The following is a 24,701-nucleotide window of genomic DNA, read 5'->3' as shown; positions in this document are numbered from 1 at the left end:
GCCGATGCAGAAGTTCGAGAGCCAGGCACCGTCGACGACGGCGATGAGAGACAGTCGCCGCGCATTGCTGCGACGTAAGGTCCGCGACCTGTTCGAACAGCAAGCGGCGCGGATTCCGAGCGTTTCTCGGGACGTTGATCTGCCGCTGTCATTCGCGCAGGAGCGGCTGTGGTTCTTCGACCGGCTCGGCCGTCTCGGACCCGCCTACCAGATCGGCCTCGCCGTCCGCCTCAACGGTCCGCTCGACGTCGCGGCGCTGTCGGCGGCGCTGACCGAAATCGTGCGCCGTCACGAAAGTCTGCGGACCCGGTTCTGCCTGCGCGACGGCGGACCCGTGCAGCAGATCGATCCGCCTTGGCCGATCGATCTTGAGGCCGTGCGAAACGCGGAGACATCGCCGCAGGCGTGGGCTCGCGGGCTGATGGAGGAGACGTTCGAGATCGACAATGACCGGCTGTTTCGATGCGGGCTGCTCAGGGTCGCTCCACACGAGCACATCCTGGCGCTCTCGATGCATCACATCGTCTCCGACGGCTGGTCGATCGGCTTGCTGTTTCGCGAGCTGGCCGCACTGTATGACGCCCATTCCGCGCAGCGCGCGTCGCCGCTTGCCGAGCTTCCGATCCAGTATGCCGACTATGCGAGCTGGCACCGCCGCTGGGTCGACGAGGAGGTGCAGCAGCCGCAGCTTGCCTATTGGGAAAAGCGCCTCGCCAATGCGCCCGCCGGTCTGGAGCTGCCGGCCGACCATGTGCGTCCAGCCGCACAGAGTTTCCGCGGCGCGGCCCATCGCTTTTCTCTCGATCGCGACACTTCGGCGGCGCTCGCCGCATTCGGCCGCCGCGAGGGCGCCTCGCTGTTCATGGTGCTGCTGGCGGCCTTCAAGGCCTTGCTGTCGCGCTGGACGGGACAGAGTGACGTCATCGTCGGCTCGCCGATCGCCGGGCGGGTGCGGGCAGAAACCGAGCAACTGATCGGCTTCTTCGTCAACATGCTTGCGCTGCGCACAGATCTCGGCGGCGACCCTTCGTTTCGTGATCTGGTGCAAAGGGTCAAATCGACCGCGCTGGGCGCCTATCAGCACCAGGACCTGCCGTTCGAGAAGCTCGTCGACGCGTTGCAGCCGACACGGGATCTCAGTCGACAGCCGATCTTTCAGACGGTTTTCGTGCTGCAGGACGTGTCCGTCGAGCAGTTGAAAATTCCAGGGCTCGAGGTCGAGCGCTTCGACGAGGGGGCGACATCCGTTCGGTTCGACATCGAGATGTCCATGACCGAGGTCGGCGGACGACTGACCGGATGTCTCCTCTATGCGACGGATCTGTTCGAGGCCGCCACCGCTGAACGGCTGGTGTCCCACTTCAGCGAGCTGCTCCGCTGCGTGATCGCAAAGCCCGACGCCCGATTGTCGCAGTTGCAGCTGATGCCGGATGACGAGCGCAGGCACGTTCTGGCGGAGTGGAGCGCCGCGCCGGCTCTGCCGGTCCCTCACCGCACGCTGCACGAACTGTTCGTGGCGCAGGCGGCGGGCTCGCCGGATCTTCCCGCGCTGGCCAAGGACGGCGACCAACTGACCTATGGCGAGCTGGACCGGCGCGCCAATCAGCTCGCACACCATCTCCGAGGCCTTGGTATCGGCCCCGACGCGGTCGTCGGCATCTGTGTCGAGCGATCGTTCGACATGATCATCGGCGTGCTCGGCATCCTCAAGGCTGGCGGTGCCTATCTGCCGCTTGATCCGAACTATCCCGCCGAGCGGCTCGCCTACATGATTGCGGACTCGGCGACGCGCGTCGTGCTGACGCATAGTTCGCTCGTTGACCGGCTGATCACCGGCGACGCTGTAACAGTCGGACTCGACGTCGTGAGTTCCGAGATCTCGCGGCTCCCGACCAGTGCTCCGGCCGTTGCGGTCCACCCGGACAATCTCGCTTACGTAATCTACACCTCCGGATCGACCGGGCGGCCGAAGGCGGTCATGGTGCCGCATCGTGGCGCGACCAACCTGGCCGAGGCGCAGCTCGCGCCGCTGAACATCGCTCCGCACAGCCGCGTCCTGCAGTTTGCTTCGTTCAGCTTCGATGCGGCGGTCTGGGAGCTGCTGATGAGCTGGCGCAGCGGTGCTGCGCTGGTGCTCGCCGACCGGCATGACATGATGCCGGGCGAGCCGCTGCACAATCTGCTGCACCGCGAGCGCATCGGAGCCGTTCTGCTGCCGCCCTCTGCCCTCGGCACGCTCCGCGCCGACTCCTTGCCCGACCTGAAGACGCTGCTCGTCGGCGGCGAAGCCTGCGCCGCCGAGCTGGTTGCGCCATGGACCGGGCCGCGCATCGTGCTCAACGCCTACGGACCGACCGAGGCGAGCGTCTGCACGACTGTGTATCCTTGCACGGTCGAACGGCGCGCGCCGGCCATCGGACGCCCCTTGGCCAACACCTGCGTCTACGTTCTCGATGACCATTCGGAGCCCGTGCCTGTCGGTGTGCCGGGCGAGCTTCACATCGGCGGTGCCGGGTTGGCACGTGGCTACCTGTCACGCCCGGGCCTGACCGCCGAGCGATTCATCCCGAATCCGTTCGAGCGCGGCGATCGACTCTATCGAACCGGCGATCTCGTGCGCTGGCGGTCGGATGGTGCGCTGGAGTTTCTCGGTCGTCTCGATCAGCAGGTGAAGATCCGCGGCTTCAGGGTCGAGCTCGGCGAGATCGAGGCCGCGCTGCTCGCAGAATCGAAGGTCAAGCAGGCGATCGCGCTGGCGCGGGAGGACAGGCCAGGGCACAAGCGGCTCGTTGCCTATGTCATGGCCGATCTCGATCGGCTGAAGCAGGAGCGCCGGGAGAGGGACGCGAGCGAGGATGCGGACGGCGTTGCCGGGTGGCAGGCGCTGTTCGACGAGACCTACGGCGGCGCCGGCGAGCCGAAGGCGCCGAGCTTCGTGGGTTGGAACAACAGCTACACCGGCGATCCCATCCCGGAAGCGGAGATGCGCGAATGGCAGATGGCGACGGTTCAGCGTATCGCTGCCTTCGCTCCGCAGCGCATTCTCGAGATCGGATGCGGCGTCGGCCTGTTGCTGGAGCACCTGGCTCCCGCCAGCCGCATCTACCGAGGCACGGATATCTCGTCGGCCGCCATCGAGGGGCTGCGGCGATGGGCCAAGGGCCGGCCGGAGCTGGCTCATGTCGAGCTCGCCCAGCGTGAAGCCATCGCGCTGTCGGATCTCGTGCCGGCATCGGTCGACACCGTCATCATCAACTCGGTGGCGCAGTATTTTCCTGACACCGACTATCTGCAGGACGTGATCGCGGGGGTGCTGAGCGCCGTTGTCGACGGCGGCCGCATCTTCGTCGGCGACATCCGCCATTTCGGCCTGCTGCTGATGTTCCGCACGGCAATCGAAATCGAGCGTTCCAATCCGGCGGCTCGCGCCGATGATATCAGGGCGCGCGCGATCGCCGCCGCCAAGCGCGAGACGGAGCTCGCGATCGATCCGAGTTTCTTTTTGGCGCTACAGAGCCGCCTGTCTCGCATCACGGATGTCGAGATCCTCCTCAAGAGGGCAGAGGCCCATAACGAGCTGAGCCGCTATCGCTACGACGTCGTGCTTCACGTCGGCGGCGGGCAGCCTGCGGCCCCGGCGCGCACGATCGATTGGACGACGGAGACGCTGACCGGGGTGTCCGGCATTCTGATCGACGAACGACCCGCAAGCCTGGCCGTGCTGGACGTGCCGAATGCGAGGCTGGCGCTCGATCTGGCCCGCTTGCAATCGCTCGATGCTTGCGAGCCGGCAGCCCGCTCGATGGATCTGGCGCGCAGCATCGAGGATCGCCAGACCATGGGTGAGGATCCGGAAACGTTTTGGATGCTCGGTGAGCGGCTCGGCTACGAGGTTCGCGTCAGCTGGGCGTCTGCGTCGGCGACTGGATGCTACGATGTCGTCTTTGTCGATCGCAAGCAAGTCGATGGTCCCGTGCGATTGCCGCGTCGGTCGGCGATGTCGTCTTGCGTTTTCGGCAACGATCCCGGAGCGGCGCCTCTGCTGCATTCATACGTTCAGCAGCTTCGCCATGCGTTGCAGCAGAGACTGCCTGACTACATGGTGCCGGCGGCCATCGTGCCGATCGATACCATGCCGTTGACGCCGGGTGGCAAGATCGACCGCGCGGCGCTGCCCGCGCCCGAGGGGCGGCCGGAGCTCGGCCGGCTGATCGCGCCGCGGACCGACAACGAGCGCAAGCTGGCGTCGATCTGGTGCGACATCCTGAAGCTCGACCAGGTCGGGGTGGAAGACAATTTCTTCGAGCTCGGCGGCGACTCCATCCAGTCGATCCAGGTCGTGGCTCGCGCCAACCGGGTCGGCCTGAAGCTGACGTCCCGGCAGATCTTCGAACATCAGACCATCGCAGCGCTGGCTGCTGCCGCGGGGCATGATCCCGAAGCGGCAGAGAACGACGGTCGCAAGCTGGTATCAGAGACGCGCTTCGCCGGTGTGTCACCTGCGGATCTCGCTCAGGTGCGCGGTGCTGTCGACAATCCGTCCGACATCGAGGACGTCTATCCGCTCACGCCGACGCAGCAGGGCATGCTGTTTCACAGCCTGTACGAGCCGGAGTCGCGGGCCTACGTCACGACGCTGGGGTGCCGTCTCTCCGGCGACCTCGACGTCGATGCGTTTCGCCGGGCATGGGACAGCGTGGTCGAACGTCACACGGTGCTGCGCTCTGCATTTCTTGGGCATCTCCACGCGCCGCTGCAAGTCGTGATGCGCGCGGCCAGGCCGGCATTTGCGCTGGAGGATTGGCGACAGCTGTCCGACGCCGACAAGCGCACCCGCCTGGCGGATCTCGAAGAAGTCGATTGCGCGTGCGGATTTGATTTCGTGCGGCCTCCGCTGATGCGGCTGGTGCTCGTCAGGTTTGCCGAGCACGACTACCGTCTGCTGTGGTCGTGCCATCACATTCTGCTGGATGGCTGGTCGATCACGACCCTGCTCAACGAGCTGTTCGCCTGCTATGGCGCGTTTTGCCGTGGTCAGACGCCGCGTCTTGCGCCGGCGCATCCATTTCGGAACTACGTTGCGTGGCTGCAGCACCAGAATGTCGCGGCTGCGCAGGCGTTTTGGCGGCGGCGTCTGGCCAGGTTCGAGGCACCGACCCCGCTTCCGCTCGAGCGGACGTCGCGCGTCGTGTCGGCTGCCGCGCGTCATGCCGAGTACGACGATGCCTTGCATGTCGGAGCGCAAGCTCTGGAAAGCTTCGCGCGCAGGCATCACCTGACGGTCAACACGCTGGTGCAGGGCGCTTGGGCGCTGCTGCTGGGACGGTATGGCGGCGGTGACGACGTGGTGTTCGGCGTCACCGTCTCGGGCCGTCCGGAGAATCTGCCGGACGTGGAGAATGCCGTCGGGCTGTTCATCAATACATTGCCGCTGCGGGTCGGATTGTCCGGACGGGTGACGGTGCTGGACTGGCTTGGCGAGATCCAGGTGCGGCAGAGCGAGCTGACGGACTATCAATATAGCGCGCTGGCCGACGTGCAGCGCTGGAGCGATGTTTCCGGTGGAACGCCGCTGTTCGACAGCATCGTCGTATTCGAGAACTATCCGGCGGAGCTGCAGGCTCGGGCGCGGGATCATACGATCCGCCTCGACATGATCCGCGCCGTGAACCGGATCAACTATCCGTTGGCGCTGCAGGTCGCGATGGGCGCGGCGCCGTCGTTGAAGCTGATGTATGACCCCGCGCGTTTCGATGAATCGTCGATCGCGACATTGGCGCGTCATCTTCATCGCCTGCTCGGCGAGATCATCGCCGATCCGGCACGGCCAATCTCTGCGATCCCGCTGCTGAGCGGCGACGAGCGTCAGCAGGTGGTGCGCGGCTTCAACGCGACCGATGTGAGCTATCCGCAGGGGCTGCTGCACGAGCAGATCGCGGCGCAGGCCGGGCGGACGCCGGAGGCGGTGGCGCTGCGCTTCGCGGACGAGACCCTGACCTACGCCGCGCTGGAGCGGCGCGCCAACCGGCTGGCGCATCATCTGCAGACGCTCGGGGTCGGGCCGGACGTGGTGGTCGGGATCTGCGCCGAGCGGTCGCTGGAGATGGTGACCGGTCTGCTCGGCATCCTCAAGGCCGGCGGCGCCTATCTGCCGCTCGATCCCGGCCTGCCGCCGGAACGGCTGGCGATGATGCTGGAAGACGCCAAAGCCAATGTGCTGCTGGCGCAGGATGCACTCGTGGAGCGTCTACCAGCACACGACGCGGTCGTGGTGCGCTTCGCGGCAGATAGCGCTGCGATCGGGCGCCACCCTGCGACAGCTCCCGCCACGTCCTGCAATCCCGACAATCTGGCTTACGTGATCTACACGTCGGGCTCGACGGGACGGCCGAAGGGGGTGATGAACAGCCACCGCGGCATCGTCAACCGCCTTGCCTGGATGCAGGACGCCTACCGGCTGACGGCCGGCGACGTCGTGCTGCAGAAGACGCCGTTCGGCTTCGACGTCTCGGTGTGGGAGTTGTTCTGGCCATTGACGCAAGGCGCGGAGCTGGTGATCGCGCGTCCTGGCGGGCATCAGGATCCGGCCTATCTGTCGGAGCTGATCGAGCGTCACGGCGTGACGGTGATGCACTTCGTGCCGTCGATGCTGCAGGCGTTCCTGGAAGCAGGAGAGCTCGGCCGCTGCGGCAGCCTGCGCGAGGTGATCTGCAGCGGCGAGGCGCTGCCGGTTGAGACGCAGAACCGGTTCCTGGCCGCGTTGCCGAGCCGGCTGCACAATCTGTACGGCCCGACGGAGGCGGCGGTCGACGTCAGCTTCTGGCCGTGCCGGAGCGAGCCGGAACAAACGCAGGTGCCGATCGGGCGGCCGATCAGCAACATCCGGCTCTACGTGCTGGATGCGCATCTGGAGCCGGTCCCCGTCGGCGTGGCCGGCGAGCTGTATATCGGCGGTGTCGGATTGGCGCGCGGCTATCTGCATCGGCCGGGACTGACGGCGGAGCGGTTCGTGCCGAGCCCGTTCGCCAGGGGCGAGCGGCTGTATCGGACCGGCGACCTGGCGCGGTGGCGGGCGGACGGCGTGCTGGATTATCTCGGCCGTCTCGATCATCAGGTGAAGCTGCGCGGCTTCCGCATCGAGCTCGGCGAGATCGAGGCGGCGCTGCTGGCGCAGGCCGGCATCGCCCAGGCCGCGGTGGTGCTGCGCGAGGACGGCGGAGCCAAGCGGCTGGTCGCCTATGTGACGGCGCAGCCGGACGCCGTGATCGACGGCGACGCTCTGCGCGGTCAGCTTCAAAGGATGCTGCCGGACTACATGGTGCCCGCGGCGATCGTCGTCCTCGCGTCGCTGCCGCTGACGCCCAATGGCAAGCTCGACCGCAACGCGCTGCCGGCGCCGGAGTGGCAGGGCCCGGCGGAGACGATGGTCGCGCCGCGCAACGCCACCGAGGCGATACTGGTCGCGATCTGGCGCGACGTGCTCAAGCGCGAGCAGATCAGCGTCACCGACAACTTCTTCGCGCTCGGGGGCGACTCGATCCAGTCGATCCAGGTGGTGGCGCGCGCCAGGCAGGCGGGGTTGTCGCTGACGGCGCGGGAGGTGTTCGAGCAGCAGACCATCGTGGCCTTGGCCGCAGTCGCAGGCGGGGCGACGAAGACGGTGGCCGAGCAGGGGCTGGTGGCGGGCGCAGTGCCGCTGACGCCGATCCAGCATTGGTTGTTCGGCCAGGATCTGGCGGCGCCGGACCACTTCAACCAGGCGGTGCTGCTCGACTGCGCCGCGCTGACGCCGGAACTGGTGATGTCGGCACTGGACGCGCTGCTGCGTCAGCACGATGCGCTGCGGCTGCGGTTTGTCCGCGGCGAGCAGGGCTGGCAGCAGACGCACGATGCGACCGCAGCCGCGCTGCAATCGGCGGAGCTGTTCGAGGCGATCGATCTGTCCGGCCTCGATGCCGCCGTGCAGGCCCCGGCGTTGCGCCGGCATGCCGAGCGGCTGCAGCCGAGCCTCGATCTGGCGCAGGGGCCGGTGCTGCGGGCGGCGCTGGTCGAGCTCGGTGAAGGCGGCCAACGATTGCTGCTGATCGCGCATCATCTGGTGATGGACGGGGTGTCCTGGCGGATCCTGCTGGAGGACCTGGGCACGGCGCTGTCGGCGTTGCAGCGGGGCGAGCCGGTGCGGCTGCCAGCAAAGACGAGCTCGTTCCGGCACTGGGCGGAGCGGCTGGTGGCGCATGCGCAATCGGACGCCGCACGCAATGAGCTGAGCTACTGGCGGAACGTGCCCTGGCAGACCGCACCGCGGCTGCCGCGCGACCATGAAGAGGGTGAGAACACCGCAGGCACCCTGCAGCTGGTCAAAGTCGCGCTGGATGCGGCGGAGACGCAGGCGCTGCTGCAGCAGGTGCCCGAGGTCTACCACACGGAGATCAACGACGTGCTGCTGACGGCGCTGGTGCAGGCGTTCGCCGGCTGGACCGGCGCGCCGCGCCTGCTGGTGGGACTGGAAGGCCATGGCCGCGAGGAGCTGTTCGGCGATTTCGACGTGTCGCGGACGGTGGGCTGGTTCACCAGCCTGTTCCCGGTGCTGCTCGACGTGGAGAACGCCAGCGATCCCGGCGGGGCGCTGAAGCGGGTGAAGGAGCAATTGCGCGCGGTGCCGCAGCGTGGTGTCGGTTATGGCATGCTGCGCTATCTCGGCGGCGGCGATGTGCCTGCGCCGGACGTCGAGGTCAGCTTCAACTATCTCGGCCAGCTCGACGGCGCCGCCGGCGGGCAGGCATTCGGCTTTGCGCCGGAGGATGTCGGCCGCGAGCAGCATGCGGCCAACCGGCGGCCGCACCTGATCGACGTCTCCGCCCATGTCGGCAAAGGCGGCCTGGAGCTGCGCTGGTTCTATGCCGGCGAGCTGTTCGAGGCGGCCACGATCGAGCGGGTGGCCCAGCGCCATGTGGCGGCGTTGCGCGAGCTGGTCGCGCATTGCCGGAGCAGCGCGGGCGGGCTGACGCCGTCGGACGTGCCGCTCGCGCAGCTCGATCAGGACACGCTCGACCGCATCGTCGGCTCGGTCGGCGGAGCGCGGCATGTTGCCGACCTCTATCCGCTGTCACCATTGCAGCGGGGGCTGCTGTTCCACAGCCTGTATGAGCCGGATGCGGCGGTCTACGTCATCTCGCTGGCCTGCCGGCTGCAGGGCACGCTGGATAGGGAGGCTTTTGAACAGGCGTGGCGGCTGGTGGTGGCGCGGCATGCCGTGCTGCGTACGGCCTTCGTCGGCCATGAGCTCGACCGGCCGCAGCAGGTGGTGCTGCGCGAGGCGGCCTTGCCGTTCCGCCATGAGGATTGGCGCCATCTTCCGGCGCCGGAGCAGGACGGACGCTTCGCCGAGCTGCAACGCTCCGAGCGCAGCCGTGGCTTCGACTTCGCGCAGCCGCCGCTGATGCGGCTCTGCCTGGTCCGGATCGGCGATGACGATCACCGGCTGCTGTGGAACGTGCACCACATCGTGCTCGACGGCTGGTCGCTGCCGCTGCTGCTCGACGAGGTGTTCGCGGCCTACTCTGCGCTGAGCCGGCGCGAGACGCCGGCGCTGTCCGAGGTGCGGCCGTTCAAGGACTATATCAGCTGGCTGCAGCGCCAGGACATGGCCAGGGCGGAAGCGCATTGGCGCCGTCGCTTGGCCGGGTTCGACACGCCGTCCTCGTTCGGCCTCGCCCGTCCGACCGCGGCGGCGCATGCAGACCAGACCGAGCGTCATGTCGAGCGTCATGTCGAGCGTCATGTCGAGCGCCATGTCGAGCATTATGTCGAGCAGCATGGCGAGCTCGCGCTCGCCGACCTCGAACGCTTCGCTCGGCAACATCGTCTGACCGTCAACACGCTGGTGCAGGGCGCCTGGGCGCTGCTGCTCGGCCGTTACGGCCGCAGCGACGATGTGGTGTTCGGCGTCACCGTCTCGGGGCGTCCGGCGGAGCTGGCCGAGGTCGAGCGCACGGTCGGGCTGTTCATCAACACGATGCCGCTGCGGGTGGGACTGCCGGGACAAGTGCAGGTTCTGGACTGGCTGGCGGAGATCCAGGCGCGGCAGAGCGAGCTGACGGACTATCAATATACGTCGCTGGCCGACGTGCAGCGCTGGAGCGAGGTGGCGGAGGGCACGGCGCTGTTCGAGAGCATCGTGGCGTTCGAGAACTATCCGGTGGAGATGACGGCGGTCAGCGGCCAGCGAGAGCTGCGGATCAGCGAGGTCGCTCCGCTGGAGCGGACCAACTATCCGCTGACGCTGCAGGTGACGGTGGGAGGAACGACGCTGTCGTTCCGCCTGATCGCGGACACCACACGGTTCGCAGCGGAGGCCGCCCGGCGTCTGGTGGCGCATCTTCATCGCCTGCTCGGCGAGATCATCGCCGATCCGGCACGGCCGATCTCTGCGATCCCGCTGCTGAGCGGCGACGAGCGTCAACAGGTGGTGCGCGGCTTCAACGCGACGGCGGTGAACTATCCATCGGCGCTGCTGCACGAGCAGATCGCGGCGCAGGCGAAGCGGACGCCCGAGGCGATGGCGCTGCGCTGCGAGGACCAGACACTCAGCTATGACGCGCTGGAGCGGCGCGCCAACCGGCTGGCGCATCATCTGCAGACGCTCGGGGTCGGGCCGGACGTGGTGGTCGGGATCTGCGCCGAGCGGTCGCTGGAGATGGTGACCGGTCTGCTCGGCATCCTCAAGGCCGGCGGCGCCTACCTGCCGCTCGATCCCGGCCTGCCGCCGGAGCGGCTGGCGATGATGCTGAAGGATGCCAAGGCCACGGTGGTGCTGGCGCAGGATGCGCTGATCGAACGGTTGCCGGCAACCGAGGCCGTCGTCGTGCGGTTCGCGGCGGACGCAACGGCGATCGCGGGTCAGCCTGACACCGCGCCGTTCACGTCCTGCAATCCCGACAATCTGGCTTACGTGATCTACACGTCGGGCTCGACGGGACGGCCGAAGGGGGTGATGAACAGCCACCGCGGCATCGTCAACCGCCTTGCCTGGATGCAGGACGCCTACCGGCTGACGGCCGGCGACGTCGTGCTGCAGAAGACGCCGTTCGGCTTCGACGTCTCGGTGTGGGAGTTGTTCTGGCCATTGACGCAAGGCGCGGAGCTGGTGATCGCGCGTCCTGGCGGGCATCAGGATCCGGCCTATCTGTCGGAGCTGATCGAGCGTCACGGCGTGACGGTGATGCACTTCGTGCCGTCGATGCTGCAGGCGTTCCTGGAAGCAGGAGAGCTCGGCCGCTGCGGCAGCCTGCGCGAGGTGATCTGCAGCGGCGAGGCGCTGCCGGTTGAGACGCAGAACCGGTTCCTGGCCGCGTTGCCGAGCCGGCTGCACAATCTGTACGGCCCGACGGAGGCGGCGGTCGACGTCAGCTTCTGGCCGTGCCGGAGCGAGCCGGAACAAACGCAGGTGCCGATCGGACGGCCGATCAGCAACATCCAGCTCTACGTGCTGGACGCGGATCTGGAGCCGGTTCCTGTCGGCGTGGCCGGCGAGCTGTATATCGGCGGTGTCGGATTGGCGCGCGGCTATCTGCATCGGCCGGGACTGACGGCGGAGCGGTTCGTGCCGAGCCCGTTCGCCAGGGGCGAGCGGCTGTATCGGACCGGCGACCTGGCGCGGTGGCGGGCGGACGGCGTGCTGGATTATCTCGGCCGTCTCGATCATCAGGTGAAGCTGCGCGGCTTCCGCATCGAGCTCGGCGAGATCGAGGCGGCGCTGCTGGCGCAGGCCGGCATCGCCCAGGCCGCGGTGGTGCTGCGCGAGGACGGCGGAGCCAAGCGGCTGGTCGCCTATGTGACGGCGCAGCCGGACGCCGTGATCGACGGCGACGCTCTGCGCGGTCAGCTTCAAAGGATGCTGCCGGACTACATGGTGCCCGCGGCGATCGTCGTCCTCGCGTCGCTGCCGCTGACGCCCAATGGCAAGCTCGACCGCAACGCGCTGCCGGCGCCGGAGTGGCAGGGCCCGGCGGAGACGATGGTCGCGCCGCGCAACGCCACCGAGGCGATACTGGTCGCGATCTGGCGCGACGTGCTCAAGCGCGAGCAGATCAGCGTCACCGACAACTTCTTCGCGCTCGGCGGCGACTCGCTCTCGGCGACCCGGGCCATCGCCCGCACGCAGAAGGAATTGAAGCTGAACGTGCCTCTCAAGGCCATGTTCGAGGCGCGGACGCTCGAGGAGCTTGCCGAGCGTCTCGACGTGCTCGGCTGGGCGAATGCGCGAAAGGATTCACCCAAAGAAGACGCAGAGCTCGAGGAAGGAGTCATCTGATGATCGAGAAGCTGCTCTCCTCGCTCCGCCAAGACGGCGTCCAGATCTGGTCCGAGAACGGGCGTGTGCGCTACCGCGCGCCGAAGGGGGTCATGACGCCTGAACGGCTTGACGAGCTTCGCACACGCCAGCTGGAAATCGCGACATTCTTGCAGGAGGCGAGTTCGGCGGGCGAAGAACTGCCTCCGATCGATGCGGCGCGCAGTGGTGACCTGCCGCTGTCCTTTGCGCAAGAGCGTCTCTGGTTTCTCGAACAGCTCGGCCTCGCGGGGGCGTCCTATCACGTCGCCATCGCCATTCGCATGGACGGCGATCTCGATGAGGAGGCGTTGCGAAGAACCTTCGATGTCATCGTCGGCCGGCACGAGGTGCTGCGGACGCGGTTCGAGACCGTTGCCGGACACCCCCGGCAGATCGTGGACGCCGAAGCATCATGTCCGTTCGAGCTGATCGACCTCTCGACTCTCACCGGGGAAGCCCAGGCGGCGGAAGTGGACCGGCAATCGCTGGCCCATGCCACCCAGCCGTTCGATCTCCAAGCGGCCCTGCCATTGCGCATTCGGCTGCTTCGCCTGGCGGCGCGCCGGCACGTGCTGCTGCTCGCCATGCACCATATTGTCTCCGATGCCTGGTCGACTGAAATCCTGATCGGCGAGATCACCGTGCTCTATAACGCGTTCTGCGCGGACGAGCCGTCTCCGCTCCGTCCCCTGCCTGTGCAGTATGCCGACTACGCGCTTTGGCAGCGTCGCTGGCTGGCCGGCGAGGCTCTCGAACGTCAATTGCATTATTGGACGGAGCGCCTCGCGGGCACGCCGCCTCAACTCGAACTGCCCGTCAGCCGATCGCGCTCAGCGTCCGCGGCCTTTGCCGCCAAGACCTACGCGTTCAGTCTCTCCGAAAAAATGACGGCCGAACTGCGGGTGCTCGCCCGTCGTGAGACAGCCACATTGTTCATGGTTCTGCTCGCAGCTTTCCAGCTCTTGCTGTCGCGCTACAGTGGCCAGAACGACGTGGTGGTGGGATCGCCGGTTGCAGGCCGACGGCGGCACGAACTACACGACCTGATCGGCTTCTTCGCCAATATCCTCGTCCTCCGGGCGGATTGTTCCGAAAGTACGCGCTTTGTCGATCTGTTGGCGCAGGTGAAGGACGCCGTGCTCGACGCCCATGCGCATCAGGATCTGCCGTTCGAGCGGCTGGTCGAGGCGCTCCAGCCTGATCGGGACCTCGGCAGGCATCCGCTGGTCCAGGTGATGTTCGCGCTCCAGCAGGAACCATTCGAGGAGCTGACGCTTCCCGGCCTGCGGCTCACGCCGATGCCTGCGCCGTCGGAGCAGACCAAATTCGATCTGACGCTGCACGTCTATGAGAAGAAGTACGGGCTGGCCGTTTCGATCGAATATGCCGCCGAACTCTTCGATGCCGAGACGATCGCGCATCTCGCCGCCCATTTTCAGCATCTGCTGGAGGCAATCGCCGCGGATCCGCATGCGCGGCTGGCTGACCTTTCCTTGATGCGGGACGCTGAGCGTCTCGATCTCATCTTCGGCATGAACCGGACGGCGCGGCCGTTCCCGCGTGATGCGGCGCTCGACGGCCTGTTCGCTGCCCGGGTTGCGCGGTGTCCGCAAGCGATCGCGATCGTCGACGGCTCGCGCAGCATCACCTACGGCGAGCTCGATCGGTGGAGCAACGGCATCGCCGCGACGCTGGCTGAACGGGGCGTCCGCGCAGGCGCGAGCGTCGGACTCTCCGGCGATCGATCAGCGGGCCTGATCGCCGGAATGCTCGGCATCATCAAGGCCGGCGCCAGCTATGTGCCGCTCGATCCCGGCTATCCGGAAGAGCGGCTCGCCTTCATGGTGAAGGATGCAGGGGCGACTGCCGTGGTCGCAGGGCGCGGCGGCGCGGCTCCGGCAGGCCTGCCGGTCCTGCATGCCGAGGATGTGAAGCCCATCGAAAGCTTCGCCGCTCGATCGGCCGGCGGTGAAGCCATTGCGTACATCATGTTCACGTCAGGCTCGACCGGTGTGCCCAAGGGCATTGCCGTGCCTCATCGCGCCGTTTCCCGACTGGTGCTCGGAACGGATTATATCGAGCTTACCGCAGACGATCGTATTGCCCATCTCGCCAGCCCATCCTTCGATGCGGCGACGTTCGAGCTATGGAGCGCTCTCGTGAACGGCGCCGCGCTCGTCATCATCGACCGGGACACCGCCTTGGCGTCGGATCAACTGGCTGCTGCGATCCACAGTCACGACGTCAGCTGCTTGTTCGCCACGACAGCGCTGTTCAATCGGCTGGCGCAGGATGTCCCTGGCATCTTCGCCCGGTTGCGCGTGGCTCTGTTCGGCGGCGAGGCGTGCGACCCGCATGCGGTGACCAGGGTTCTGGCCCATGGCGCTCCGGAACGTCTCCTGCACGTCTATGGACCGACCGAGGCGACGACGTTCAGCACCTGGATGGAGGTCGATCATGTCGTCCCGGGCGCGCGCACCATTCCGATCGGCAGACCACTCGCCAATGGCAGCTGTCACGTCCTCGACGGCCGATTGCAACCGGTGCCCATCAACGTTCCGGGCGAGCTCCATGTCGGCGGCGACGGCCTCGCGCACGGCTATTGGGGACGACCGGCGCTGACGGCCGAGAAATTCACGCCGGATCCGTTCGGCCGGCCCGGCAGCCGGCTCTATGCGACCGGCGATATCGTCAGGCGCTTGCCGGACGGCAACATCGAGTATCTCAGTCGGCGCGACGGACAGGTCAAGATCCGCGGCTTCCGTATCGAGCTGCAGGAGATTGAATCCGTCTTGCGCCGGTCGCGTGGGGTCGGGCAAGCAGCGGTTCTGGTTCGAGAAGGTACGACCGGTACGCAGCTCGCTGCCTATGTCGTGCCGGTGCCGGAGGCGCGTCTTTCGGCGGAGCAAATCCGACAGCACTTGAAGCAGTCGTTGCCCGATTTCATGGTGCCCACGCAGCTGGCGATCCTGGACCGGTTGCCATTGACATCCAACGGCAAGCTCGATCGCGCGCGGCTTCCCGATCCGGAGGATGCGCCGGGCCACCGGCACGCGGCGCCGGCAACCGTGACCCAGCAGATGCTGGCCGTGATCTGGTCCGATGTTCTCGGCGTGGCGACGCCAGGTATCGACGATGATTTCTTCAGCTCCGGCGGGCACTCGCTGATGGCATCCCGTCTGGTGGGACGGCTGAATGCGGCGTTCAACGTGAACCTGCCGCTGCGGACTGTCTTCGAGACGCCGACGATCAGGTTGCTTGCGGCGGCCGTCGAGCAGGCGCAGCGCGACGAAGTGGAAATCGCGCCGCCGCCGCTGAGCGTTGCAGCACGGACGTCGTCGATTCCCTTGTCCTACACGCAAGAGCCATTGTGGTTTCTCGAGCAGGTCGGGCTGGTCGGGACTGCCTACAACATGGCGGGGGCCGTGCGGCTGCAGGGCCGAGTTGACATCGAGGCGCTGGAGGAGGCTCTGCAGGAGATCGTGCGCCGTCATGACATCCTGCGCACACGCTTCGACGCTGTAAACGGTCAGGGCGCTCAGATCATTGAGAATCGGAGTGCGTTCCGGTGCGAGCTCATCGACCTGTCTGCCCATGGTGATCAGAGCTCGAATGAGGATGTGCAACGGCTCATCCGAAATCATGCGAACGTGAGGTTCGATCTACGGGCCGGACCGCTGATCCGAACGACGATCGTCCGTCTGAGTGACGAAGAGCATCTGTTGCTGGTCAACCTTCACCACATCGTCGCCGATGGCTGGTCGGTCGGCGTCCTGCTCCGTGAGCTCGGACATCTCTATGCCGGCAGCACCGGTTCCCCGCAATCGCCGCTTTCGCCCTTGCCCGTGCAGTATGCCGACTACGCCATTTGGCAGCGGGACTGGCTCGACGGGCCGGTCGGCGAACGCCATCTGGATCATTGGCGCCGCCGCCTCGCCGGCGCAACGACGGCGCTGTCGTTGCCGACGGACCGTCCGCGTCCCGCGGTGCAATCCTTTGCTGGTGCGGCGTCGTGCTTCGTCGTGCCTCAGGACCTGTCCAGGCAGCTGAGCGGTCTGGCGCGTCGCGAAAGTGCCAGCCTCTATATGGTCTTTCTCGCCGCCTTCTCGGCGCTGCTCGGCCGCTACAGCGATCAGCGCGACATTCTGGTCGGCTCGCCCGTGAACGGACGCTCGCGGCCGGAGCTGGAAGACCTGATCGGCATGTTCGTCAACATGCTGGTCATGCGTTGCGATCTCTCCGGCGATCCCGCATTTCGCGACTATCTGGCTGCCATCAAGGAGACGGCACTGGATGCCTATGCGCATCAGGACTTGCCGTTCGAGAAGCTGGTGGAGGCGCTGCAACCGGAGCGGGATTTGTCGCGGCAGCCGCTGTTCCAGGTCTGTCTGTCATTCGAGAACATTCCGTTCGACGAGTTGGAGCTGGCGGGGGTGACAATCAGCCCGGTGGCGGCGGATCAGCATCTCACGGCGAAGTTCGATCTGACGCTCTTCGTTCGCGAAGCGACGGACGGAATCGCGTGCACCTTCGAATACGCCACCGACCTGTTCGAGGCCGCGACGATCGCGCGGCTGGCGGATCACTTCGTCCGGCTGCTGCAGGAGATCGCGGCGCGGCCGGAGGCGCGCCTGTCCGAGCTGAGCCTGCTGAGCGCCGTGGAGCGGCAGCAACTGACGGCGTGGAGTGGCGACAGCGTCGCCTATCCGCAGGATCGCTGCCTGCACGAGCTGTTCGCGGAGCAGGCGGCGCGAGATCCGGGTGCGCCTGCCGCGGTCATGGGCGACGAGGAGCTCAGCTACGGCGCGCTGGAGCGGCGGGCCAACCGGCTGGCGCATCATTTGCGGCGGCTCGGCGTCGGACCCGACGTGATCGTCGGGCTGTGCGTCGAACGCTCGCTGGACATGGTGGTCGGCGTGCTCGGCATCCTCAAGGCGGGCGGCGCCTATCTGCCGCTCGATCCGCGCTATCCGGCGGAGCGGCTGGCCTACATGCTGGAGGATGCCCGAGTTCCCGTGCTGGTGACGCAGTCTGGGCTGATGCAGCGGTTGCCGGCGACGGAAGCAGTGGTGGTACAGCTCGATGTCGACGCATCTGCCATCGCCGGGCACGCGGAGACGGCACCGGCCGTCAGCTGTGACGCCGATCATCTCGCTTACGTGATCTACACCTCGGGCTCGACGGGACGGCCCAAGGGCGTGATGACGTCGCATCGCGGCATCATGAACCTGGCGGATGCGCAGCTGGATCAGCTGCCGCTCACGGCCGGCGACCGCATCCTGCAGTTCGCCTCGATCAGCTTCGATGCGGCGGTGTGGGACCTGGTGATGAGCTGGCGGGTGGGCGCGGCGCTGGTGCTGGCAGAGCAGCACGACCTGATGCCGGGCGAACCGTTGCGCGAACTGCTGCAGCGGCAGCGCGTGACGGCGGTGCTGCTGCCGCCGGCGGCACTGGCCGCCTTGCCGGTGGCGCCGCTGCCGGACCTGAAGATCCTGATCGCGGGCGGCGAGGCCTGCACGGCGGAGCTGCTGCGGCCGTGGCTTGCGGGCCGCCGCGTGTTCAACGCCTATGGTCCGACGGAGTCCAGCGTCTGCACGACCGTGCATCATTGCGGTGATGCGCGTCGCCCGCCGATCGGCCGGGCGCTGCCGAACACACGTACCTACGTACTGGACGCGCATCTGGAGCCGGTTCCCGTCGGCGTGGCCGGCGAGCTGTATATCGGCGGCGTCGGATTGGCGCGCGGCTATCTGCATCGGCCGGGACTGACGGCGGAACGGTTCGTGCCGAGCCCGTTCGCCAGGGGCGAGCGGCTGTACCGGACCGGCGACCTGGCGCGATGGCGGGCGGACGGCGTGCTGGATTATCTCGGCCGTCTCGATCATCAGGTGAAGCTGCGCGGCTTCCGCATCGAGCTCGGCGAGATCGAGGCGGCGCTGCTGGCGCAGGCCGGCATCGCGCAGGCGGCGGTAGTGCTACGCGAGGACGGCGGAGCCAAGCGGCTGCTGGCCTATGTGGTGGCGCAGCCGGGCTCCGCGATCGGCCTGGACAATCTCCGTCAGCAGTTGCAGCGCACGTTGCCGGACTACATGGTGCCCGCGGCGATCGTCGTCCTCGCGTCGCTGCCGCTGACGCCCAATGGCAAGCTCGACCGCAACGCGCTGCCGGCGCCGGAGTGGCAGGGGCCGGCGGAGACGATGGTCGCGCCGCGCAACGCCACCGAGGCGACACTCGCCGCGATCTGGCGCGACGTGCTCAAGCGCGAGCAGGTCGGCATCCACGACAACTTCTTCGTCCTCGGCGGCGACTCGATCCAGTCGATCCAGGTGGTGGCGCGCGCCAGGCAGGCGGGATTGTCGCTGACGGCGCGGCAGGTGTTCGAGCAGCAGACCATCGCGGCATTGGCTGTGGTGGCAGGCGAGGCGGGAACGACCATCGCCGAGCAGGGGCTGGTGGCGGGCGCAGTGCCGCTGACGCCGATCCAGCATTGGTTGTTCGGCCAGGATCTGGCGGTGCCGGACCACTTCAACCAGGCGGTGCTGCTCGATTGCGCCGCGCTGACGCCGGAACTGGTGATGTCGGCACTGGACGCGCTGCTGCGTCAGCACGATGCGCTGCGGCTGCGGTTTGTCCGCGGCGAGCAGGGCTGGCAGCAGACGCACGATGCGACCGCAGCCGCGCTGCAATCGGCGGAGCTGTTCGAGGCGATCGATCTGTCCGGCCTCGATGCCGCCGTGCAGGCCCCGGCGTTGCGCCGGCATGCCGAGCGGCTGCAGCCGAGCCTCGATCTGGCGCAGGGGCCGGTGCTGCGGGCGGCGCTGGTCGAGCTCGGTGAAGGCGGCCAACGATTGCTGCTGATCGCGCATCATCTGGTGATGGACGGGGTGTCCTGGCGGATCCTGCTGGAGGACCTGGGCACGGCGCTGTCGGCGTTGCAGCGGGGCGAGCCGGTGCGGCTGCCAGCAAAGACGAGCTCGTTCCGGCACTGGGCGGAGCGGCTGGTGGCGCATGCGCAATCGGACGCCGCACGCAATGAGCTGAGCTACTGGCGGAACGTGCCCTGGCAGACCGCACCGCGGCTGCCGCGCGACCATGAAGAGGGTGAGAACACCGCAGGCACCCTGCAGCTGGTCAAAGTCGCGCTGGATGCGGCGGAGACGCAGGCGCTGCTGCAGCAGGTGCCCGAGGTCTACCACACGGAGATCAATGACGTGCTGCTGACGGCGCTGGTGCAGGCGTTCGCCGGCTGGACCGGCGCGCCGCGCCTGCTGGTGGGGCTGGAAGGCCATGGCCGCGAGGAGCTGTTCGGCGATGTCGACGTGTCGCGGACGGTGGGCTGGTTCACCAGCCTGTTCCCGGTGCTGCTCGATGTGGAGAACGCCAGCGATCCCGGCGGGGCGCTGAAGCGGGTGAAGGAGCAATTGCGCGCGGTGCCGCAGCGTGGTGTCGGTTATGGCATGCTGCGCTATCTCGGCGGCGGCGATGTGCCTGCGCCGGACGTCGAGGTCAGCTTCAACTATCTCGGCCAGCTCGACGGCGCCGCCGGCGGGCAGGCATTCGGCTTTGCGCCGGAGGATGTCGGCCGCGAGCAGCATGCGGCCAACCGGCGGCCGCACCTGATCGACGTCTCCGCCCATGTCGGCAAAGGCGGCCTGGAGCTGCGCTGGTTCTATGCCGGCGAGCTGTTCGAGGCGGCCACGATCGAGCGGGTGGCCCAGCGCCATGTGGCGGCGTTGCGCGAGCTGGTCGCGCATTGCCGGAGCAGCGCGGGCGGGCTGACGCCGTCGGACGTGCCGCTCGCGCAGCTCGATCAGGACACGCTCGACCGCATCGTCGGCTCGGTCGGCGGAGCGCGGCATGTTGCCGACCTCTATCCGCTGTCACCATTGCAGCGGGGGCTGCTGTTCCACAGCCTGTATGAGCCGGATGCGGCGGTCTACGTCATCTCGCTGGCCTGCCGGCTGCAGGGCACGCTGGATAGGGAGGCTTTTGAACAGGCGTGGCGGCTGGTGGTGGCGCGGCATGCCGTGCTGCGTACGGCCTTCGTCGGCCATGAGCTCGACCGGCCGCAGCAGGTGGTGCTGCGCGAGGCGGCCTTGCCGTTCCGCCATGAGGATTGGCGCCATCTTCCGGCGCCGGAGCAGGACGGACGCTTCGCCGAGCTGCAACGCTCCGAGCGCAGCCGTGGCTTCGACTTCGCGCAGCCGCCGCTGATGCGGCTCTGCCTGGTCCGGATCGGCGATGACGATCACCGGCTGCTGTGGAACGTGCACCACATCGTGCTCGACGGCTGGTCGCTGCCGCTGCTGCTCGACGAGGTGTTCGCGGCCTACTCTGCGCTGAGCCGGCGCGAGACGCCGGCGCTGTCCGAGGTGCGGCCGTTCAAGGACTATATCAGCTGGCTGCAGCGCCAGGACATGGCCAGGGCGGAAGCGCATTGGCGCCGTCGCTTGGCCGGGTTCGACACGCCGTCCTCGTTCGGCCTCGCCCGTCCGACCGCGGCGGCGCATGCAGACCAGACCGAGCGTCATGTCGAGCAGCATGGCGAGCTCGCGCTCGCCGACCTCGAACGCTTCGCCCGGCAACATCGTCTGACCGTCAACACGCTGGTGCAGGGCGCCTGGGCGCTGCTGCTCGGCCGTTACGGCCGCAGCGACGATGTGGTGTTCGGCGTCACCGTCTCGGGGCGTCCGGCGGAGCTGGCCGAGGTCGAGCGCACGGTCGGGCTGTTCATCAACACGATGCCGCTGCGGGTGGGACTGCCGGGACAAGTGCAGGTTCTGGACTGGCTGGCGGAGATCCAGGCGCGGCAGAGCGAGCTGACGGACTATCAATATACGTCGCTGGCCGACGTGCAGCGCTGGAGCGAGGTGGCGGAGGGCACGGCGCTGTTCGAGAGCATCGTGGCGTTCGAGAACTATCCGGTGGAGATGACGGCGGTCAGCGGCCAGCGAGAGCTGCGGATCAGCGAGGTCGCTCCGCTGGAGCGGACCAACTATCCGCTGACGCTGCAGGTGACGGTGGGGACGACGCTGTCGTTCCGCCTGATCGCGGACACCACACGGTTCGCAGCGGCGGCCGCCCGGCGTCTGGTGGCGCATCTGGCTCGCCTGCTCGGCGAGCTCATTTTGGACCCTGCGCGGCCGATCTCTGCGATCCCGCTGCTGAGCGGCGACGAGCGTCAGCAGGTGGTGCGCGACTTCAACGCGACGGCGGTGAACTATCCATCGGCGCTGCTGCACGAGCAGATCGCGGCGCAGGCGAAGCGGACGCCCGAGGCGATGGCGCTGCGCTGCGAGGACCAGACACTCAGCTATGACGCGCTGGAGCGGCGCGCCAACCGGCTGGCGCATCATCTGCAGACGCTCGGGGTCGGGCCGGACGTGGTGGTCGGGATCTGCGCCGAGCGGTCGCTGGAGATGGTGACCGGTCTGCTCGGCATCCTCAAGGCCGGCGGCGCCTACCTGCCGCTCGATCCCGGCCTGCCGCCGGAGCGGCTGGCGATGATGCTGGACGATGCCAAGGTCACGGTGGTGCTGGCGCAGGATGCGCTGATCGAACGGTTGCCGGCCAGCAAAGCCGTCGTGGTGCGGTTCGCGGCGGACGCAACGGCGATCGCCGGTCAGCCTGACACCGCGCCGTTCACGTCCTGCAATCCGGACAATCTGGCTTACGTGATCTACACGTCGGGCTCGACGGGACGGCCGAAGGGGGTGATGAACAGCCACCGCGGCATCGTCAACCGCCTTGCCTGGATGCAGGACGCCTACCGGCTGACGGCCGGCGACGTCGTGCTGCAGAAGACGCCGTTCGGCTTCGACGTCTCGGTGTGGGAGTTGTTCTGGCCATTGACGCAAGGCGCGGAGCTGGTGATCGCGCGTCCTGGCGGGCATCAGGATCCGGCCTATCTGTCGGAGCTGATCGAGCGTCACGGCGTGACGGTGATGCACTTCGTGCCGTCGATGCTGCAGGCGTTCCTGGAAGCAGGAGAGCTCGGCCGCTGCGGCAGCCTGCGCGAGGTGATCTGCAGCGGCGAGGCGCTGCCGGTTGAGACGCAGAACCGGTTCCTGGCCGCGTTGCCGAGCCGGCTGCACAATCTGTACGGCCCGACGGAGGCGGCGGTCGACGTCAGCTTCTGGCCGTGCCGGAGCGAGCCGGAACAAACGCAGGTGCCGATCGGGCGGCCGATCAGCAACATCCAGCTCTACGTGCTGGACGCGCATCTGGAGCCTGTCCCCGTCGGCGTGGCCGGCGAGCTGTATATCGGCGGCGTCGGCCTTGCGCGCGGCTATCTGCACCGGCCGGGACTGACGGCGGAGCGGTTCGTGCCGAGCCCGTTCGCCAGGGGCGAGCGGCTGTACCGGACCGGCGACCTGGCGCGATGGCGGGCGGACGGCGTGCTGGATTATCTCGGCCGTCTCGATCATCAGGTGAAGCTGCGCGGCTTCCGCATCGAGCTCGGCGAGATCGAGGCGGCGCTGCTGGCGCAGGCCGGCATCGCCCAGGCGGCGGTGGTGCTGCGCGAGGACGGCGGCAGCAAGCGGCTGCTGGCCTATGTGGTGGCGCAGCCGGAGGCGGCGATCGACCCCGACACGCTGCGCGGCCGGCTGCAGCGCAGCCTGCCGGACTACATGGTGCCCGCGGCGATCGTCGTCCTCGCGTCGCTGCCGCTGACGCCCAACGGCAAGCTCGACCGCAACGCGCTGCCGGCGCCGGAGCGGCAGGGGCCGGCGGAGACGATGGTCGCGCCGCGCAACGCCACCGAGGCGACACTGGCCGCGATCTGGCGCGACGTGCTCAGGCGCGAGCAGATCAGCGTCACCGACAACTTCTTCGCCCTCGGCGGCGACTCGATCCAGTCGATCCAGGTGGTGGCGCGCGCCAGGCAGGCGGGATTGTCGCTGACGGCGCGGCAGGTGTTCGAGCAGCAGACCATCGCGGCGTTGGCTGTGGTGGCAGGCGAGGCGGGAACGACCATCGCCGAGCAGGGGCTGGTGGCGGGCGCGGTGCCGCTGACGCCGATCCAGCACTGGCTCCTCGGCCAGGATCTGGCGGTGCCGGACCACTTCAACCAGGCGGTGCTGCTCGATTGCGCCGCGCAGACGCCGGAACTTTTGATGTCGGCACTGGACGCGCTGCTGCGTCAGCACGATGCGCTGCGGCTGCGGTTTGTCCGCGGCGAGCAGGGCTGGCAGCAGACGCACGATGCGACCGCAGCCGCGCTGCAATCGGCGGAGCTGTTCGAGGCGATCGATCTGTCCGGCCTCGATGCCGCCGTGCAGGCCCCGGCGTTGCGCCGGCATGCCGAGCGGCTGCAGCCGAGCCTCGATCTGGCGCAGGGGCCGGTGCTGCGGGCGGCGCTGGTCGAGCTCGGTGAAGGCGGCCAACGATTGCTGCTGATCGCGCATCATCTGGTGATGGACGGGGTGTCCTGGCGGATCCTGCTGGAGGACCTGGGCACGGCGCTGTCGGCGTTGCAGCGGGGCGAGCCGGTGCGGCTGCCAGCAAAGACGAGCTCGTTCCGGCACTGGGCGGAGCGGCTGGTGGCGCATGCGCAATCGGACGCCGCACGCAATGAGCTGAGCTACTGGCGGAACGTGCCCTGGCAGACCGCACCGCGGCTGCCGCGCGACCATGAAGAGGGTGAGAACACCGCAGGCACCCTGCAGCTGGTCAAAGTCGCGCTGGATGCGGCGGAGACGCAGGCGCTGCTGCAGCAGGTGCCCGAGGTCTACCACACGGAGATCAACGACGTGCTGCTGACGGCGCTGGTGCAGGCGTTCGCCGGCTGGACCGGCGCGCCGCGCCTGCTGGTGGGACTGGAAGGCCATGGCCGCGAGGAGCTGTTCGGCGATTTCGACGTGTCGCGGACGGTGGGCTGGTTCACCAGCCTGTTCCCGGTGCTGCTCGACGTGGAGAACGCCAGCGATCCCGGCGGGGCGCTGAAGCGGGTGAAGGAGCAATTGCGCGCGGTGCCGCAGCGTGGTGTCGGTTATGGCATGCTGCGCTATCTCGGCGGCGGCGATGTGCCTGCGCCGGACGTCGAGGTCAGCTTCAACTATCTCGGCCAGCTCGACGGCGCCGCCGGCGGGCAGGCATTCGGCTTTGCGCCGGAGGATGTCGGCCGCGAGCAGCATGCGGCCAACCGGCGGCCGCACCTGATCGACGTCTCCGCCCATGTCGGCAGCGGCGGCCTGCAGATGCAGTGGGCCTACAGCGTCGCATGTCACGACGGCTCGACCATCGAGGCCTTGGCGGAAAGCTTCGCCTTTCGACTCCGCCAATTGATCGCGCACTGCGACACGAGCGAGGGCAGCTTCGCGCTGTCTGATTTCCCGCTGCTGCAGAACACTCTGAGCATCTGAGA

At 67.8% G+C, this 24,701-nt stretch carries 2 protein-coding genes; both read left to right on the top strand.

Annotated elements, in window-relative coordinates:
- The first annotated feature begins 4 nt into the window (after positions 1–4).
- Positions 5–12,313: a non-ribosomal peptide synthetase gene (locus QXZ94_RS18370; RefSeq protein ID WP_315721596.1), complete on the top strand. Its 12,309-nt coding sequence runs from the start codon at positions 5–7 to the stop codon at positions 12,311–12,313.
- Complete coding sequence (locus QXZ94_RS18365; protein WP_315726364.1) at positions 12,313–24,699, top strand: non-ribosomal peptide synthetase; 12,387 nt, start codon at positions 12,313–12,315, stop codon at positions 24,697–24,699. Before QXZ94_RS18370 ends, QXZ94_RS18365 begins: the two co-directional genes overlap by 1 nt.
- Positions 24,700–24,701: the final 2 nt, after the last annotated feature.

The organism is Bradyrhizobium sp. SZCCHNS2022 (genome assembly GCF_032377575.1).
GTDB classification, from domain to species: Bacteria; Pseudomonadota; Alphaproteobacteria; order Rhizobiales; family Xanthobacteraceae; genus Bradyrhizobium; species Bradyrhizobium aeschynomenes.
Note: the sequence above shows the minus strand (reverse complement) of the source record. Positions and strands in the feature narration are given on the sequence as shown.

What these genes read in the sequence shown, in the direction of transcription:
- QXZ94_RS18365 (WP_315726364.1), top strand. Translation starts at nt 12,313, where the DNA reads ATGATCGAGAAGCTGCTCTCCTCGCTCCGCCAAGACGGCGTCCAGATC.
- QXZ94_RS18370 (WP_315721596.1), top strand. Translation starts at nt 5, where the DNA reads ATGCAGAAGTTCGAGAGCCAGGCACCGTCGACGACGGCGATGAGAGAC.